This is a genomic window from Vibrio sp. 99K-1 (assembly GCF_013114585.1).
GTDB classification, from domain to species: Bacteria; Pseudomonadota; Gammaproteobacteria; order Enterobacterales; family Vibrionaceae; genus Vibrio; species Vibrio chagasii_B.
The window spans coordinates 180,511-197,925 of record NZ_VTXF01000007.1 but is presented as its reverse complement, the minus strand read 5'-3'; the positions used below and the strand labels follow the sequence as shown (position 1 = coordinate 197,925).

Annotated in this window: 14 protein-coding genes and 2 tRNA genes; 11 read left to right on the top strand and 5 right to left on the bottom strand. The window is 44.5% G+C overall.

Translation table 11 applies throughout. The features are described 5' to 3' along the window. Nucleotides 1-20 precede the first annotated feature (20 nt). The 4 genes from F0228_RS07965 (at nucleotide 21) to F0228_RS07950 (ending at nucleotide 1,904) form a co-directional block, all read left to right on the top strand. Nucleotides 21-97, top strand: a tRNA-Asp gene (locus F0228_RS07965). 35 nt (nucleotides 98-132) lie between these two features. Then, a tRNA-Trp gene (locus F0228_RS07960) sits at nucleotides 133-209 on the top strand. 302 nt (nucleotides 210-511) lie between these two features. Continuing rightward, nucleotides 512-1,351: a penicillin-insensitive murein endopeptidase gene (mepA, locus tag F0228_RS07955; protein WP_061033315.1), complete on the top strand. Its 840-nt coding sequence runs from the start codon at nucleotides 512-514 to the stop codon at nucleotides 1,349-1,351. Nucleotides 1,352-1,595: 244 nt separating this feature from the next. Then, complete coding sequence (locus tag F0228_RS07950) at nucleotides 1,596-1,904, top strand: hypothetical protein (RefSeq protein WP_004740369.1); 309 nt, start codon at nucleotides 1,596-1,598, stop codon at nucleotides 1,902-1,904. Between the two features lie 42 nt (nucleotides 1,905-1,946). Here the strand turns inward: F0228_RS07950 and F0228_RS07945 are convergent, their stop codons facing one another. From F0228_RS07945 to rdgC, 3 genes are all read right to left on the bottom strand, one after another. After that, nucleotides 1,947-2,201, bottom strand: a complete 255-nt coding sequence (locus F0228_RS07945; protein WP_004740368.1) for a YfhL family 4Fe-4S dicluster ferredoxin — start codon at nucleotides 2,199-2,201, stop codon at nucleotides 1,947-1,949. A gap of 28 nt (nucleotides 2,202-2,229) precedes the next feature. After that, on the bottom strand, nucleotides 2,230-3,633 hold the full coding sequence (gene yegQ / locus F0228_RS07940) for a tRNA 5-hydroxyuridine modification protein YegQ (protein WP_061033314.1): 1,404 nt from the start codon (nucleotides 3,631-3,633) through the stop codon (nucleotides 2,230-2,232). Nucleotides 3,634-3,837: 204 nt separating this feature from the next. After that, nucleotides 3,838-4,752, bottom strand: coding sequence for a recombination-associated protein RdgC (gene rdgC / locus F0228_RS07935; RefSeq protein ID WP_086716151.1), 915 nt, complete (start codon nucleotides 4,750-4,752; stop codon nucleotides 3,838-3,840). A gap of 194 nt (nucleotides 4,753-4,946) precedes the next feature. Here rdgC and phoB point away from each other — a divergent pair, with 194 nt between their 5' ends. From phoB to F0228_RS07920, 3 genes are read left to right on the top strand one after another with little or no spacing between them, the layout of a single operon-like run. Further along, nucleotides 4,947-5,636 carry a phosphate regulon transcriptional regulator PhoB gene (phoB, locus tag F0228_RS07930; protein WP_004735064.1) on the top strand — a complete coding sequence of 230 codons (690 nt, stop codon included), beginning with the start codon at nucleotides 4,947-4,949 and terminating at the stop codon, nucleotides 5,634-5,636. A gap of 33 nt (nucleotides 5,637-5,669) precedes the next feature. Continuing rightward, nucleotides 5,670-6,968, top strand: coding sequence for a phosphate regulon sensor histidine kinase PhoR (gene phoR / locus F0228_RS07925; protein WP_004740365.1), 1,299 nt, complete (start codon nucleotides 5,670-5,672; stop codon nucleotides 6,966-6,968). Nucleotides 6,969-6,985: 17 nt separating this feature from the next. Continuing rightward, complete coding sequence (locus tag F0228_RS07920; RefSeq protein WP_061033312.1) at nucleotides 6,986-7,942, top strand: phosphate ABC transporter substrate-binding protein; 957 nt, start codon at nucleotides 6,986-6,988, stop codon at nucleotides 7,940-7,942. A gap of 46 nt (nucleotides 7,943-7,988) precedes the next feature. Here the strand turns inward: F0228_RS07920 and ppx are convergent, their stop codons facing one another. Both ppx and ppk1 read right to left on the bottom strand, forming a co-directional pair. After that, nucleotides 7,989-9,500, bottom strand: coding sequence for an exopolyphosphatase (gene ppx, locus F0228_RS07915; RefSeq protein ID WP_171731946.1), 1,512 nt, complete (start codon nucleotides 9,498-9,500; stop codon nucleotides 7,989-7,991). Next, nucleotides 9,491-11,587 (bottom strand): polyphosphate kinase 1, encoded by a 2,097-nt coding sequence (gene ppk1 / locus F0228_RS07910; protein WP_171762097.1) that lies wholly within the window; start codon nucleotides 11,585-11,587, stop codon nucleotides 9,491-9,493. Before ppk1 ends, ppx begins: the two co-directional genes overlap by 10 nt. A gap of 200 nt (nucleotides 11,588-11,787) precedes the next feature. On the opposite strand from ppk1, the gene F0228_RS07905 reads away from it, so the two are divergent. The 4 genes from F0228_RS07905 (at nucleotide 11,788) to phoU (ending at nucleotide 17,408) form a co-directional block, all read left to right on the top strand. Further along, nucleotides 11,788-14,004 carry an ABC transporter permease subunit gene (locus tag F0228_RS07905; RefSeq protein WP_171762096.1) on the top strand — a complete coding sequence of 739 codons (2,217 nt, stop codon included), beginning with the start codon at nucleotides 11,788-11,790 and terminating at the stop codon, nucleotides 14,002-14,004. A gap of 101 nt (nucleotides 14,005-14,105) precedes the next feature. After that, on the top strand, nucleotides 14,106-15,815 hold the full coding sequence (gene pstA, locus F0228_RS07900; protein ID WP_171762098.1) for a phosphate ABC transporter permease PstA: 1,710 nt from the start codon (nucleotides 14,106-14,108) through the stop codon (nucleotides 15,813-15,815). A 1-nt stretch (nucleotide 15,816) separates the two neighbouring features. Further along, complete coding sequence (gene pstB / locus F0228_RS07895) at nucleotides 15,817-16,635, top strand: phosphate ABC transporter ATP-binding protein PstB (protein ID WP_004740359.1); 819 nt, start codon at nucleotides 15,817-15,819, stop codon at nucleotides 16,633-16,635. A gap of 74 nt (nucleotides 16,636-16,709) precedes the next feature. Continuing rightward, a complete protein-coding gene (phoU, locus tag F0228_RS07890) occupies nucleotides 16,710-17,408 on the top strand; it encodes a phosphate signaling complex protein PhoU (RefSeq protein WP_004740358.1) in 699 nt (232 codons plus the stop codon). The last annotated feature ends 7 nt before the right edge of the window (nucleotides 17,409-17,415 follow it).

Here is a 17,415-nt window from a genome sequence, read left to right as displayed (position 1 = left end):
GACGACAAGTAGTCCACTGCGGAGTGGTAGTTCAGTTGGTTAGAATACCGGCCTGTCACGCCGGGGGTCGCGGGTTCGAGTCCCGTCCACTCCGCCACTTATTCAGAGTTTCAGCTCTTTAAAACTGAAAATAGGGGTGTAGCTCCAATTGGCAGAGCAGCGGATTCCAAATCCGCGTGTTGGGAGTTCGAATCTCTCCACCCCTGCCATATACGAAGCCTCAGCAGAAATGCTGGGGCTTTTTTACGTCTGTTGCTTCTGCAAAGCAATGTTGAGAGCTGGAGCGCCAGCCCGGTCGAATCTCCGGAGTGTCGGCCCACCCCTACTATATTTAAGGCTCTAGTCGAAAGACTAGAGCCTTTTTGCTTTCTTAAGTTGAAATACTTCATAATCCCCTTTCAGCTTCTTCTATCTCAAATTTCTCTCTGCTCCCAAAAAGTTGCCAATAATCGTAAACTGTTCTCAAATGCCGACTAGTATAAATAATATGCATCACTTACATGGAACGGTTATGAGGTTATCTTTTGTTTTAGTTGTCCTATTTTATTCATTTTCTTCTTTAGCAACCCCTTGGGAGAAAGAGAAAAGCCCGACGACAAACTCGACCTCATCGATCGGCAGTTACGCTAACGGCTGCTTGGACGGTGCACAGGCTTTACCGATTAATGGTGTTGGCTATCAGATTATTCGTCCCCAAAGGGAGCGTTACTATGGTCACACAGAGGCTATTAAGTTTGTTGAAAGGCTCGGCGTAACAACAAGTGAGCAATTGAATACGAATCTATTGATTGGTGATATCTCACTTCCTCGTGGTGGACGCTTTTCATCTGGGCATTCAAGCCATCAAACTGGGTTGGATATAGACATATGGCTGAGGTTAACGGACAAAAAGCTTTCTGAGAATGAACTCGCGGTTCCTAAGCCAGTCAGTGTCGTCGATCTTACTAACTACAAGCTTCGCCAGTCTAATTGGACTAACGACCACTTCCAAGTTATTCGCCATGCCGCTAAAGATGAAAAAGTGGTGCGGATTTTTGTTCATCCAGTGATTAAGCAGACCCTTTGCGATCAGGAAGTTTCTGATGTTAAAGAAAGGGACTGGTTAGGCAAAATCAGGCCGTGGTGGGGACACTATTCTCACTTTCATGTTCGTTTGAAGTGCCCACAAGGCAGTGCCAATTGTATCCCTCAAGCCAAACCTCCTAAAGGTGATGGCTGTGGCGAAGAGCTCGCGAGTTGGGCGCCAAAGACAATCCCTGTTCCTCCCCCTAAAAAGGTAGCAACTAAAAAGAAAAAAAAGAAAATTAAAGTCATGCCTAGTCAGTGTTTAGCCTTGATTTCAAATAAGTAATAGAATTATCAATGGCTTGTTAAGGTGGTAATGCCACTCGTTTTGTCGACTCTAAAAACTGGAGAAATGTCACACTTTTGTCTAGAGTTTATAAATGCGACATTAAGAATATCGTTTGATATTGAGAGCATTAATTTGACTGGGCTAGGTCAGGAGTAAGTGTTTGGGGTGAAAGATGCGGCTTATGTGTAGTATGTGAAATCAGAGTCTGATACCCGTAGATAGATAATTCAAGGATAAGACTATGACTATGATTTGTGCAAAGGAATTTTCAGAATGGTTAAGACATAGGTTCAGCACTGAGAATGCGGGTATTTCTATTTCAAGAGATGACATCAACCAACTAACAGGTAGGCAGCGATTAGATCCTAGCTTTGTCAACGATGTACATTATGAATTGATGCAGTATGGAATGGCATTTGTGACCGATACTGGGCGGGAAAACTTTTATCTAGTACCAGTATCACAGTCGATAAATTGGCGAGAGCGACTCGAATATCAGTTCGAAAAAGAGTTATTCTGCAACATTTATCCCATGGAAAAATCCGGATAAGAAAAAGGTTCAACTTATTGATTAAGTTGAACCTTTTCTCTTTTAGGTCAAGCCTTGAATGATAACAAACTTTTCTAGGAGCTCGTCTTCAGTTTCAATGTGGTTTGGATCAGTGATTATGCACTTGGTTATTGGGCATACCGACTGACACGTTGGCTTCTCATAGTGACCTTTACATTCAGTACATAAATCTGGGTCGATTTCGAAGATGCTGTCACCCATAGTGATTGCGCCATTTGGGCATTCAGGGTCACACATATCGCAGTTTATGCACTTGTCAGTGATTAACAGAGCCATTGCTTACTTCTCGGTTTTCTAAGTAAAGTTACTTACCAGATGCGTTGCGTGTGTCTTGGCCTTCGCTCAAGTTACGCATCAACAAGCCGTACTCTAAGTCTAGATCAGCTGGTACAGGGATGAATACAAAGTGACCGTTGCCTTTTGCGTCTTCAACTGCTTCCGACTTACGGTTTTCCATCATCTCTAGTGTGAAAACAACGTTACCTTTCGGTGTCATCATTTCTAAGCTATCGCCTACTAGGAACTTGTTCTTCACTTCTACTTCCGCTAGATCGCCACGGCGTTTACCTGTGAATTCACCAACAAATTGTTGAGTGTCAGAGATAGAGTAACCGTACTCGTAGTTTTGGTAAGTGTCGTGAGTATGACGACGTAGGAAGCCTTCAGTGTAACCACGGTGCGCTAGGCTCTCTAGTGTACCCATTAGGCTCTCATCGAATGGTTTACCCGCTACAGCGTCATCGATAGCTTTACGGTAAACCTGTGCTGTACGTGCACAGTAGTAGAAAGACTTAGTACGGCCTTCGATTTTCAGAGAGTGAACCCCCATCTTTGTTAGACGTTCAACATGTTGGATTGCGCGAAGGTCTTTTGAGTTCATGATGTAAGTACCATGCTCATCTTCAAACGCAGCCATTTTCTCTTCAGGCTTGTGTGACTCTGAAAGTAGAACCACTTCATCTGTTGGTTTACCTAGACCTAGTGTGTTGTCTGGACGTTCGTCTTGAACTTCAACATCTTGAATCTCAACACCAGTAGGGTTTGCTTCAACGATCTGACCGTTTTCGTCTTCTTTAGCCGCTTCTGTTTTGTATTCCCAACGACAAGCGTTAGTGCAAGTACCTTGGTTAGGATCGCGCTTGTTCATGTAACCAGAAAGTAGGCAACGACCAGAGTACGCCATGCAAAGTGCACCGTGAACAAAGATCTCTAGTTCTGTTTCTGGGCAGTGTTCGCGGATCTCTTCGATCTCTTCAAGTGATAGCTCACGAGATAGGATGACACGCTCAACGCCTTGTGTAGCCCAGAATTTTACCGTTGCCCAGTTTACAGCGTTAGCCTGAACTGAAAGGTGGATAGGCATTTCAGGGAATGCTTCACGAACCATCATGATAAGACCAGGATCAGACATGATAAGAGCGTCTGGGCCCATATCAACAACTGGCTTAAGGTCGCGAATGAAAGTTTTTAGTTTAGAGTTGTGTGGCTGAATGTTACATACAACATATAACTTTTTGCCTTGAGCATGAGCTTCATCGATACCGATTTGTAGGTTTTCGTGGTTGAACTCATTGTTACGAACACGAAGGCTGTAACGTGGCTGGCCCGCGTAAACTGCATCTGCGCCGTAGGCGAATGCGTAACGCATGTTTTTAAGGCTTCCTGCCGGTGATAATAGTTCAGGTACAAATGGTTTTTGTGTAGTCATTGCTTCGTTCTCTAATCTGATCTCAAGTCAGGTTGATATCACCAAGTGATATCAAAGGGGCGCAAATTTTACGCTAAAATGAGTCTGGTTGATAGCCCTAAAGATAGCAATGATATTAAGAAGAGAGTGAAGGGATAAATATACAGCGGGAAATGTAGGGAAAATAAGCTCAGGCACGTTGCACCTGAGCTTTAAAGTTACTGATTAAGCATTCGGTTGAGTTAATCCACCTAGTGATTCGAACAGGTTCGGAAGGAACACGCTGAACTCACCACATAGCAATGAGAAATCTGCATCAAAGCGTGCAGCTTGGTCTTCGCGAGGAATATCGTCGTTCTCATCTTTAAGTTCATCACTGAACTTCAGGCGTTTGATACTGCCATCTTCAGCCAGGATAAATTCAATGCGATCTTGCCAATTGATAAGCAGCTTGGTTACCACTTTGTTCGCTTCGATGTGGTTTTTAATTTCGTCGGCTTCTAGCTCTTGTTTCTTAACTCGAACAATACCACCGTCTTCTTGAATCGACTTAAGCTCAGCTTCATCAAGCATTGTAATGCCTTGAGGCGTATCGCCTGACTTAACCCATTCGGTTAATGTTGTTTCGATCGCTTGCTCAGGAATAGCAGGAACAACTGGTAGGCTACCCATTGTTTTACGTAGCAGAGCTAACACGTCTTCTGCTTTTTTGTAGCTGCTTGCATCAACCACAATGAAACCTTCTTTTGGCATGATCAGCGCGTATGTGAAGTTACTGCGGCTAAATGCGCGAGGAAGAAGGTCAATGATGATGTCTTCTTTGAGGCTGTCTTTCTCTTTCTTTTTAAGAGGAGTGCCTGACTCTGCCTCAAGAGTTTCCACTTTTGCATTCAGTGACTCTTTAATCACAGATGCTGGTAGCATTTTCTCTTCTTTCTTTGCACAGATGAGAATGCGGTTCTCTGATACGTGCGTCATCATATCGCCATGTTTACCCATTGCGTGCACCCAACCAAATTTCTGTTTGTCTTGGCTACCACAAGGAGTAAAGCGGAATTCTTCAAGTTGTTTCTCTAGCTGATCTGCGTTGAAATCAATATCACGGTTGAAGCGATAGACTAGGCAATTTTTAAACCACATATATTTTTCTCATACCTTTTTAGAAGTGCCTCATGATATGAGATCTAATTCGATTTGTCCTTAGCTCTGTATCAAAAGTTATAAAGTGAAACGTTTGAGACAGTTATATGAAAATTTGTTTTCAAAGGTCACAAAAGTGTCATAATTAACTCAGATAATGCAATGCGTTGATTAAATACAAAGGCTATTCAATTATGTCGAGAAGGATTCTGGTCGTTGAAGATGAAGCACCTATTCGTGAGATGCTGTGTTTTGTACTTGAACAAAAAGGCTACCAAGCAGTAGAGGCTGAAGATTACGATACAGCGGTAAACAAGCTATGTGAACCTTTCCCAGATCTAGTATTACTAGATTGGATGCTACCTGGTGGTAGCGGGATAAACTTTATCAAGCACATGAAGCGTGAAGAGTTAACTCGCAACATCCCAGTGGTGATGCTAACGGCTCGTGGTGAAGAAGAAGATAAGGTTCGCGGTTTAGAAGTTGGCGCTGACGACTACATTACCAAACCGTTTTCGCCAAAAGAGCTTGTTGCTCGCCTTAAAGCGGTGATTCGTCGTGTAACACCAACGGCATTGGAAGATGTGATTGATGTACAGGGCCTTAAATTAGACCCAGTATCACACCGCGTGACCGCAAGTGAAGGTCCAGTTGATATGGGACCAACAGAATTCAAAATGCTGCATTTCTTTATGACGCACCAAGAGCGTGTATACAGCCGAGAGCAGCTGCTTAACAACGTTTGGGGTACCAATGTTTACGTTGAAGACCGAACGGTTGATGTACATATTCGACGCCTGCGTAAAGCGCTTGAGTCTGCAGGTCACGATAAGCTAATCCAAACGGTTCGTGGCGCTGGCTACCGTTTTTCTACAAAGGCTTAATGTGGCTTCGCTGCCCAGTTTACGGAGTCCTGAATGGTTGAAAAGTTAACCTGGAAAAAGCTGGCTTGGGAGCTGGCTTTTTTTTACGCACCATGGGTTTTAGTCGGATGGATATTCGGTTACCTACCTTGGTTACTGCTGGCTGCTACGGTATTGCAGCTCGGCTGGCACCTACACAACCAAATGCGTTTGTCCGCATGGCTGTGGGATGAGAAGCGTCTAACTCCACCTTCAGGCTCTGGGAACTGGGAATCTCTGTTTAACGGTATTTATCGTATGCAGCAGAGACAGCGTCGCAAACGCAAAGAACTGACTAACCTTATCCGCCGTTTCCGTAACGGTGCAGAATCGCTTCCCGATGCCGTTGTGGTATTTCGTGGTGAAGGCAATATCGTTTGGTGTAACAAGCTAGCTCAGTATTTGTTGGGCTTCCGTTGGCCAGATGATTCAGGTCAACCGATCTCGAATTTGATTCGTACTCCAGATTTTATTAAGTACCTTAATAAGCAAGATTTCTCTGAGCCATTAGAGATGCCTTCTCCTCTGAATGTGGAGCGTATGCTTGAACTGCGTATTGTGCCGTATACCGAGGGTGAACACCTGATGGTGGTGCGTGATGTCACCCAGCTTAAGCAGCTAGAGGGCATGCGCCGTAACTTCTTCGCTAACGTCTCCCATGAGTTGCGTACACCAATGACCGTCCTTCAAGGTTATCTTGAAATGACCGAAGACCCAGACATGATCGTTGGCCCAATGTGGACCAAGGCGCATGGCGTAATGACTGAGCAATTGAATCGTATGAACAGTTTGGTTAATCAGCTGCTCACGCTTTCGAAAATTGAAGCAGCGCCAATGCATGAGTTGGATGAAGTGGTTAACGTTCCTGCGATGCTGGAAGTTCTTGAGAAAGAAGCAGCCAGCCTTAGCGGTGAGCGAGAACATAAACTTGAATTTGATATCGATAAGAGTCTGCGAGTTCTTGCCGACGAAGACCAATTGAGAAGTGCGATTTCGAATTTGGTTTATAACGCGGTTAAATACACACCCGCAGGTGCGACGGTCAAAGTGCGTTGGTATCAAACCAGCCAAGGTGCGTGTTTAGACGTGTCAGATACTGGTGATGGTATTGAGCCTCAACACTTACATCGTCTCACTGAGCGCTTCTATCGTGTAGATAAAGCCCGCTCTCGTGATACCGGTGGTAGTGGTCTTGGATTAGCGATTGTAAAACATGCGCTTAGCCACCACGATTCACACCTCGAAATTCAAAGTGAAGTGGGCGTCGGCAGTCGTTTCCATTTCACGTTGCCAAACCGGTTGACCGTGTCATGAGTGACTTAATACGCAGGATGCGTTTGCCGATTGGTTCACTGTTAGCGATGGTATTGGCGTGTCCAAGCTTTGCTGAGCAGAGTGTTGAGTCATTGCCTGATTATTCCAAGGTTCCAGGTATCTCTGGAAGCTTGTTGTCGGTCGGGTCTGATACCTTGGCTGGGATGACGACATTGTGGGTAGAGGAGTTTAAATCCTATTATCCGAATGTGAACGCTCAAGTCCAAGCATCGGGCTCTTCTACTGCACCTCCTGCACTGACGGAAGGGACAGCACACCTAGGTCCTATGAGCCGACCAATGCGCCTACGTGAAGTGGAAGCTTTTGAAAGAGAGCATGGCTATAAGCCAACAGCATTGCGAGTCGCTATTGATGCAATCGGGCTGTTTGTCCACCGAGATAATCCTATTGAAGGGCTTAACTTCCGTCAGATTGATGGCATCTTTTCTGAGACATTACGCTGCGGAGCAACGAAGCCCCTCAATAACTGGCAAGATCTCGGAATCGATCAGCCATGGGCGAAACATCGATTCCAATTGTTCGGTCGCAATTCTGTATCGGGGACTTATGGATACTTCAAACAGAATGCACTGTGCGGCGGTGACTTTAAAAATCGTGTGAATGAGCAACCTGGTTCGGCTTCAGTCGTTCAGTCGGTCGCTTCATCCATCAGTGGGATTGGCTACTCGGGCATTGGCTACCGCGTAGCAGGTGTTAAGCTGATTCCTATTGCAGAGCACGGCTCTAATTATGTTGAGCCTACGCGTGAGAATATCTTGAGTGGTGATTACCCTCTATCTCGTTTTCTCTATGTATATGTAAATAAGCACCCGGATAAACCACTTTCTCCGGTTGAGAGAGAGTTCCTTACCTTTGTATTCTCAAAGCAGGGACAAGAGCTTGTGGAAAAAGATGGCTATCTAGCGATACCGTCTGAATTTGCAGAGCAAGAACTCGCAAAAGTTGGGTTATAGCTCGAACTCAATATACAGATAGCCTACTTTCGGTAGGCTATTTCCCTCATTTCAAATCTAAACACCAACCGGCACTTTTCCAGCGCTGCTGTTCTTCTTTTAACTCGTAATCGAGTAGTTGGTTTGTATCTAACCAGTCATTGTTTTCGCCAATCAAACTCCAATGGTCATCCATTTTTATGGTTAGTTTTATATTGGGTACTGGCGCTTGGCTGCGTTGTCGATTGAGTAAAATTGCCAGCCTAAGTATTCGGATCGTCAGCGTCACTTGCTGCAACGAAAACAGTGAGAATGTTGGCAAGTCTTGCAGCTTGATCGCTTTTCTTTGATATCGAACGATAAGGGAAATCAGACGCTGTTGCTCGGTATTAAAACCGGGCATGGTGGTGTGTTTAATCAGATAGGCTGAATGGCGATGATACCCTTGAAATGCCACGCTTTGGCCTACTTCATGCAGCAGTGCAGACCAACCAAGTAGGTCAAACAACTCAGCGTCTATAGTGCCTTTGAGTTGTGGTTTAGCTTGCAGTAATAGGGTGTGAGCTGTCTCTTTGACTTTTTCGGCGTGCGTTAAGTCAACATGATAGCGAGAGAGCAATGTTTCTGCGGTACGAGACCTTATATCAAGGCTCTTGAACTTATCTTCCATGTCATACAGAACGCCTTCCCTCAATGCTCCGTCAGACACATACAACTCATCTATATTTAAGCTATCCATGACAGCGGAAAGAATCGTGACACCTGCAGCAAAAACGGGCTTTCGTTCATCGCTTAAACCCAACAGTTTGATGCTTTCTACAGATGAAAACTCCTTTAGATGGTTTTTTAGATAAGTAAGCCGTTGTGGAGTGATGTACTCATCGATAAAGCCCAACCCTTTGAGTACCTCTTTTATGGATTTTGCTGTGCCAGATGAGCCAAAAGCGATTTCCCAAGAGGTGGATTGGTAATTCTTAATGACTGGTGTTAATAGTTGAATCGCAGCGGTATAAGCAGTAGCAAAATGCTGTGAAGTTAACTGGTTATCACTAAAGAACCGCTGAGTAAAACTGACGCACCCCATCGGCAAGCTATGCATGACGTCGGGTGTGAAGCCCTGTCCGGTCACTATTTCAGTGCTTCCTCCACCAATATCGATAACGAGCTTTGATTTGGAAGCGGTTTGAGTGTGTTCAACCCCGTTGTAAATCAATCGTGCTTCCTCTTGCCCTGAAATGATCTCGATGGGAAAAGGAAAAATGAGTTTGGCTTGTTCGATAAAGGTGTTTGAGTTCTTTGCTTTTCGTAGGGTATGGGTAGCTACGACTCTGACATCGTCTATCTCAAAATCAGTGAGTCGTTCAGCGAATACTTTTAGACACTCCAGCCCGCGATGAATCGCTTGATCTGATAGTTGGTGGTGTTCACCCAACCCATCACCCAACCGTACTTTCTGTTTATGTCGGCTGACGAGTTGTAGGTGTTTGCCAAACACTTGAGCAACCACCATATGAAAGCTGTTCGAGCCTAAATCGATAGCTGCAATGCATCTGGATTGTTTGTCGTCACTTAGCGGCATGATTTCTTCTCTTGCTTGTGCTTTTTACGAGCTTGCTTCTCTATATGTTTAATATAGTGGTAAGTAGCGAGTTGTGACGTGGAATGCGTAAGTTGAGTTGTGGTTGAAGGCTTGTACTGATTGGTCATCGTATGATCGATCATCCGCGCCTTATGTTTGTCATCAAAATGAAACTCGGTGATATCAATGATAGTTTGCTTGATCTTAGAATCCAAAATTGGCGTTGCTACTTCAATTCTATGGTCAAAGTTTCGAGTCATCCAATCGGCAGAAGAGATGTAAACCTTGGGCTTTCCGGCATTGTGAAAGATCATCACTCTTGGGTGCTCAAGAAAACGATCGACCACACTGATGATCTCAATATTGTCACTGACGTTTGGTATTCCCGGAACCAGTGAGCACATACCACGAATGATCATTCTTACTTTTACGTTGGCTTGGCTCGCTAGGTAGAGCTTTTTAATGATTTCGCGATCCACCAAGTTATTGAGTTTTAAAGTTATGCTCGCAGGCTTACCCTCTGAGGCATTCTGGATCTCTTTATCGATCAGCTGATACAGACGCTTTCTGGTATTTTTAGGTGAGACTATCAGCTGTTTGAACTGCGTTTTTTGATACGGGTTTTCGATGTATTTGAAGACTTGGCGAACTTCATGCGTGAGCTCTGGGTTTGCGGTAAGTAACGATAAATCGGTATAGACACGAGCGGTGATTTCATGAAAATTACCTGTACCGATATGAACGTAACTCTCCATAGCCTTGCCGTTCTTGCGCTTGATGAGTAGCAATTTTGAATGGATTTTTAGACTAGGGATGCCATAAATCACCTTCACTCCTGCTTCTTGGAGTCTCTTTGCCCACTGAATGTTGGCTTGCTCGTCAAAGCGGGCTTGAAGCTCAACCACCACGGTGACTTTCTTGCCATTGTGGGCCGCATCAATGATCGAATTGAGTAACTTAGAACCTTCAGCAACACGGTAAACATTGATTTTGATGACCGTTACCTTGGGATCAAACGAAGCCTGCCTGACTAGTTCGGTAATGTGATCGAAAGTATGGTAGGGGTAGTGCAGCAAGATATCGCGAGCTTTGATCGCTTCAAAATAGTTACTGTAATGAGCAAACGACGCACACTTAATCGGTGAGAGAGGCGCGTTAACGAGATCATCTCGATTGAGGGCTGGGAAATCACAGAAGTGCTTAAAGTTTTGATAACGACCGCCAGAGAGTACGCTGTCATAGTCTGATAGCTTGAGCTTGATTCGTAAGAAATTCAGCATCTCTTGTGGCATCTCGGATTCATAGATCAAGCGTATCGGTAGCGCCGTTAAACGTTGCTCAATACCAATCGACATCGATTCCAGAAGGCTACAGTTACTGTCTTCTTGCAGGTCATAGTCTGCATCACGTGTCATTTTGATGGCGAAGCAACGCAGCGAATCGTATTCGAAGAAGCCTTTAAGTAAGTCGCCTAGGCAGAAGCGAACTATATTATCTAATAAGATCAGGGTAGTACGTTGTGAGTCTGACGGACTCGGCAGTTTTACAAATCGAGGTAAAGCGTCTGATGGAATCTCTAACAGAGCGTATTGAGATGACCCATTGTGCTCAATATCGATAGCTAAATAACTTTGTTCGTCTTTGAGGATATTGAGCAGTTGGCTATCTTCGTTGAGTAGCAAAGGCGTGAGATGCGGGAGTATTTTCTTCCTAAAGTATTTTTTAAGCCAATCACTCTGCTCGGTATTAATTTGCTGTTCATTAACCAAAAAAATACGATTACGTGCTAATTCGAGCAACAACTCTTTGTAAAGTGAATGAAAACAAACATCTAGCTCATTCGCCTTCTGTTGCATCTGAGTTAGCAAGGTTTTTGAGGTGTCAGAGTTTGATTTAGGATCTCGCAATAAGATCTTGCGTTTTACGTCGGAAAATCGGACTTTGTAGAACTCATCGAGGTTTTTTGAGTAGATCCCTAGAAAACGAACTCTTTCAATCAAAGGGACAGACTTGTCAGCCGCCTCTTGAAGCACTCTTTCATTGAACGATAACCAGCTAAGTTCTTTTGCGACATAGTCTTTTTCCATCGTATTGTTGATCCTTGAATGCTGACTATTGGGGTGACTAGTTTAATTTATAACGTTAGCGCTCACAAAAGTAATGATCTTTGGATAATAAAAAGGGTGAACAAACTTGTTATTAGTTTCAGTTGTTTAACGTAGCTTGTAATATAATTGTCATCTAAGATACATATTATGTCAGCAGCTAAAAAAAGGTAGATAAACAGATGGCTTCAGCCCAATTTTCATTGAAAGAGCGCGACAAAAAAAGATGGTTGAAAGATCGTCTCGTCCGTTTTTCGGTGACATGTGGTGGTGTCAGTGTTTTAGCTGCCTTGGTTTTGATCTTTGTTTATCTAGCAATGGTCATTTTACCGGTATTTTCCGATACTGGCTTAGAGACTGATCAAGCGGTTAAAACTGTAGTGGTAGATAAGCCTATCGCACTATCGGTTGATGAGTACGGTCAACACGCCTTTACTGTCGAAAAGTCGGGTTTGGTTCAGTTTTGGGACTTAGACTCGCAAAATACACACTCTTATTTTGAGCGAAGTATATTAGCAGATCCTATTGCCTTCTCTCGAAATACCCCAGCTGAAAATTGGTTTGCTTTTGCTGACAGCGCTAGCAACATCACTTTCTTCTACCCTGAGTATAGTGTGCCTGTACTTCAAAAGGGCGCTGAAGCTCAACCAAAAATCGAGCAAGTTGCTCTGCCTAACCCCTTCTTAACCGATGAACCAGCGAACGGCGCGTTGATCGACAAGTTCGCATTCTCTAAAAGTGGGCGCGATATTACTGTTGCCGCTCAGTTAACTGACCAACGAGTGCTAGTGAAGTGGTACCAAAGCGACTTGGCTGGTGGCTATGTATTAAAGAATAGTCAATGGTTATCGAATAAGCTTGGTGCTCAACAGCAGCTATTGATGACACCAGATGGGCAGACTTTATACCTTCGAGCAAAGTCTGACTTAGTGGTATTAAAACTCGCTGATAAAGGGTTTGATGTCCGTGAAGTGATCGACCTGAGTTTGAATGACGCCAAACACGGTGTGAAAAGTATCGATTTATTATCTGGTGCTTATTCGTTGTTGGTTACGCATCAGAATGGGCAAGTCTCTCAATGGTTTGATGTGCTGAAAGATGAAAAGCGTAGCCTAACCCATATTCGAGATTTCCAGCTCGCTGAACAAGTACAATTTATCCTGCCGGATACCTACCGAAAGGGCTTCTATAGCTTCTATAAAAACGGCACATTACAGAGCCATTATACGACCAGCGAAAAGTTGTCTCTGTTTGAGCGTGCGTTTGATAAGTCACCTCAGTTAGCTGCGATGTCGGCTAATGAGCTACATTTGGCGACATTGATTGATGATAAAATCAGTGTGGCGAAAGTCGATAATGAATACCCTCAGATTTCATTTTCATCGCTATGGCAAAAAGTCTGGTACGAGAGCTATCCAGAGCCGCAGTATGTATGGCAGTCAACTTCCGCCAATGATGACTTTGAAGAGAAATTCAGTTTAGTACCAATCACCTTTGGTACCATCAAAGCGGCGCTGTTTGCCATGATGTTTGCGGTGCCAGTTGCGGTGTTAGGTGCAATTTATACCGCTTACTTTATGTCGCCACGCATGCGACGAGTGGTGAAGCCGTCGATTGAGTTAATGGAAGCTTTGCCTACCGTAATTATTGGCTTCCTCGCGGGTCTATGGTTTGCGCCAATTGTAGAAACCCATTTAACCGCTGTATTCTCTTTGATGGTGATGTTGCCTCTGAGCGCTTTGATTACAGGACTTGTTTGGTTCTGTTTGCCTAAGGTTGTGACAAGTCGCTTCTCCAATGGCTGGCATGCACTTATCTTGATTCCGGTACTGATAGCAACGGTCGTTACGGTATTTGCAGCGGGCAACAGTATTGAAGCCTTGTTGTTTGACGGTGATATACGCACTTTCCTAGCTGGCTATGGGATCGATTTTGATCAGCGTAATGCCCTGGTGGTCGGTTTTGCGATGGGTTTTGCTGTCATCCCGACAATTTTTACGATTGCTGAAGATGCGATTTTCTCGGTGCCGAAGCACCTGTCTGATGGTTCACTCGCTCTTGGTGCTACCGCGTGGCAGACCCTGATTTATGTCGTTTTACTGACAGCCAGCCCCGGTATTTTTTCTGCGGTGATGATGGGATTAGGGCGAGCCGTTGGGGAAACCATGATCGTCCTGATGGCGACAGGCAACACGCCAATCCTTGATTGGAATATTTTAGAAGGGATGAGGACACTATCCGCGACCATTGCTGTCGAACTTCCAGAATCGGAAGTGGGTGGGTCGCATTTCCGTTTGCTGTTCTTAGCTGCGCTATTGCTGTTTATTTTTACCTTCGCTGTGAACTCGCTAGCGGAGTGGGTTCGACAAAGATTGAGAGATAAATATCGTGCTTTATAGTGTTAATACGTCACCTCAATCTGAATCTAGGCCTGCAAAGCTTTGGGGCTTAGCAAACTGCATGTATCGTTGTTCTATGTATCACTGTCAGGTAACACATGATGAATAGGCTCAAGTCGTTATTGTCATGGGTTAAATCTGGCTCGCCATGGATCTGGCTAACCGGTGGAGCAGTTAGCATCAGTATGCTTTCGGTTCTTGGTTTGATGCTCCTGATCGGCTGGAAAGGGCTGACCTACTTTTGGCCTGCGCCCTTGTATCAGTGGCAAGTCGATTCTAAAGATATGTCTCTGGTTGTTGACCTTGATGAAACCGTCTCTCAACAAGATGTGTTGATCGGTCAGTTGTATGAACGCAAATACATTCCAATAGAGCAAGTTCCGCAGGCGCACGATCTACTATCACCTCAAAACATTGCTACAGGGTTGATACAACGTTTGAGCATCAAGGTGGCGAATAGAGAACTCTATCCTGCTGATTTTATCTCGATTCTGGATGTGAATTTACTCGAGCCTACCACTCCCCGAGATTGGGCGGTGATAGAGCGTAGCCGAGGTGGTTACTTTTTTGGTAAGCCGGTTGGCTTTAAAACAGCATCGGGAACTTTTTACACCGATATCGACCAAAAGCTCAAAGACGGTTTAGCGTTTGCTGATACTCTGCGTGCTGAAACGTCACGCGTGGTAAACCAAGAGATTCGTAACATCAGCTGGCAGCTAGAAAACTTACGTCTAGAAAAGCGCAAGTTAGAACTTAATGAGTCTGTGAGCGATGAGTACCTTAAAACTTATACCGCAACTAGGCTTGAGCTGAATAAGCAGTTAGACGAAGCTGAGATTAAGCTAGAGCATCTCAGAACACAGTTGAATGTAGAGAGCTTACTTGTTGAAGATATGACGGGTGAGCAGGTTGAAATCTCGCTCAGTCATATTCTGGATTACTGGTACCCGAATAATATGTCTTACCTTGAAAAGGTTGGACATTGGGGCCATCAAGTGTGGAAGTTCTTGTCAGAAAACCCACGAGAGTCCAACTCAGAAGGCGGTGTGTTCCCAGCAATCTTTGGTACAGTGCTACTGGTTATTCTGATGTCGATTGTGGTGATGCCTCTTGGTGTAGTGGCGGCGATCTACTTACATGAATACGCGAAAAACAACGCGCTTACCCGTTTGATTAGAATTGCGGTTATCAACTTAGCCGGTGTACCTTCAATCGTGTATGGCGTTTTTGGTTTAGGCTTTTTTGTTTATACCATTGGTGGCTCAATCGATACCCTGTTTTATGCAGAACGATTACCTGCTCCTACCTTTGGTACACCAGGCTTACTCTGGTCTGCACTGACTTTGGCTGTGTTAACGCTTCCTGTCGTGATTGTGACGACCGAAGAGGGTTTAACACGTATCCCAAGCTCGGTAAGGCATGGTTCTTTAGCGCTCGGCGCAACTCAATTTGAGACCTTGTGGCGTATTGTTTTGCCTATGGCAAGCCCTGCGATAATTACCGGATTGATACTGGCGATTGCGAGAGCGGCTGGTGAAGTAGCTCCATTAATGCTAGTGGGTGTTGTAAAACTCGCATCAAGCTTGCCTGTTGATAGTCAGTTTCCGTATATACACTTAGACAGAAAGTTCATGCATTTAGGCTTTCATATCTATGATGTTGGATTTCAAACATCGAATATAGAGGCTGCTCGCCCATTGGTGTACGCGACTTCGTTTTTATTGGTTACGGTAATCGTGGGACTGAATTTAACGGCGATTAATATCCGTAATAACTTACGTGAAAAGTACCGAACCTTAGGACAAGATTAAGATGTTCTCAATTAATGAAACCTTGGGTTACCAAGCGCCTTTAGACGTACACAATCTAAAGGAAGAACAAATTGCTATCTCGATCGAAGGGCTCAATCTTTACTACAAAGAAAGCCAAGCGCTCGATGATATCTCGATGAAGATACCCAAAGGGCAAGTGACGGCATTTATCGGTCCTTCGGGCTGTGGTAAATCAACCTTACTACGCTGCATCAACCGTATGAACGATCTTGTCGAAGGCTGCAAAGTTTCCGGAAAAGTGAAGCTTCATGGCAAGAATGTCTATCATCCTAAAGTTGATGTTGCGACTCTGCGTCGTCGTGTCGGCATGGTATTTCAGCGCCCAAACCCGTTTCCTAAATCGATCTATGAGAATGTGGTTTACGGACTGAGGCTGCAAGGCGTAAGTAACAGCCGAGATCTTGATGATGCCGTAGAACGATCACTGCGTGCAGCGGCGTTGTGGGATGAAGTAAAAGATCGTTTACATGAAAATGCTTTTGGTTTATCTGGTGGTCAGCAGCAGCGTTTGGTGATTGCTCGCGCTGTCGCGATTGAGCCTGAAGTCTTGTTGTTGGATGAGCCGACATCGGCATTGGATCCTATTTCAACATTGACGATTGAAGAGCTAATCAACGATCTCAAGACGCAATATACGGTCGTTATCGTCACGCATAACATGCAGCAGGCTGCGCGTGTGAGTGACCATACCGCCTTTATTCATATGGGAAAATTGATCGAGTACTCAGATACGGATTCAATATTTACGTCGCCATTGAAAAACCAAACGGAAGACTACATTACTGGTCGATACGGTTAACGTTACCGTTCTCATCACTGGAGCTAAGTCACTCCAATATAAATGACTTATCCAATTCTTTTTAAGGAGCTGACATGCAATTTGGTCGCCATATCTCAGGACAATTTAATGTCGAGTTAGAGTCTATCCGTACCCATGTACTGACTATGGGTGGATTAGTGGAGCAGCAGCTCTCTTTTGCGATGCAGGCACTCCACAAAGATGATTTGGAACTAGCGAAGAAAGTGATTCGTGATGATCATAAAGTGAATGCGATGGAAGTGTCGATTGATGAGGCATGTACCCGTATTATCGCTAAGCGTCAGCCAACGGCAAAAGATCTGCGCTTGATAATGGCGATCATTAAGACTATTACTGACCTTGAGCGCATTGGTGATGTTGCCTCGAAGATCGCGCAAGGTGCGATTGATATCCCTTCGACAAAAGAACAGAAATTCCATGTATCGCTAGAGCCTTTATGCCGACAAGCGATCACCATGCTGCACCAAGTTTTAGACGCATTTGCTCGAATGGATGTGGATGCGGCAGCAGAGGTACACAAACTTGATGACAAGTTGGATGCTGAATACGAAGCGGTGATACGTCAGTTGATGACTTACATGATGGAAGACCCTAAGAATATTCCTAACATCTTACAAGTGATGTGGTCTGCGAGAGCCATTGAGCGAGTAGGAGATCGTTGTCAGAATATCTGTGAGTACATTATCTACTTTGTGAAAGGCAAAGATGTACGCCACCTTGGCGATCAAAGCCTAGATGACGCACTAAAATAAAGAACCT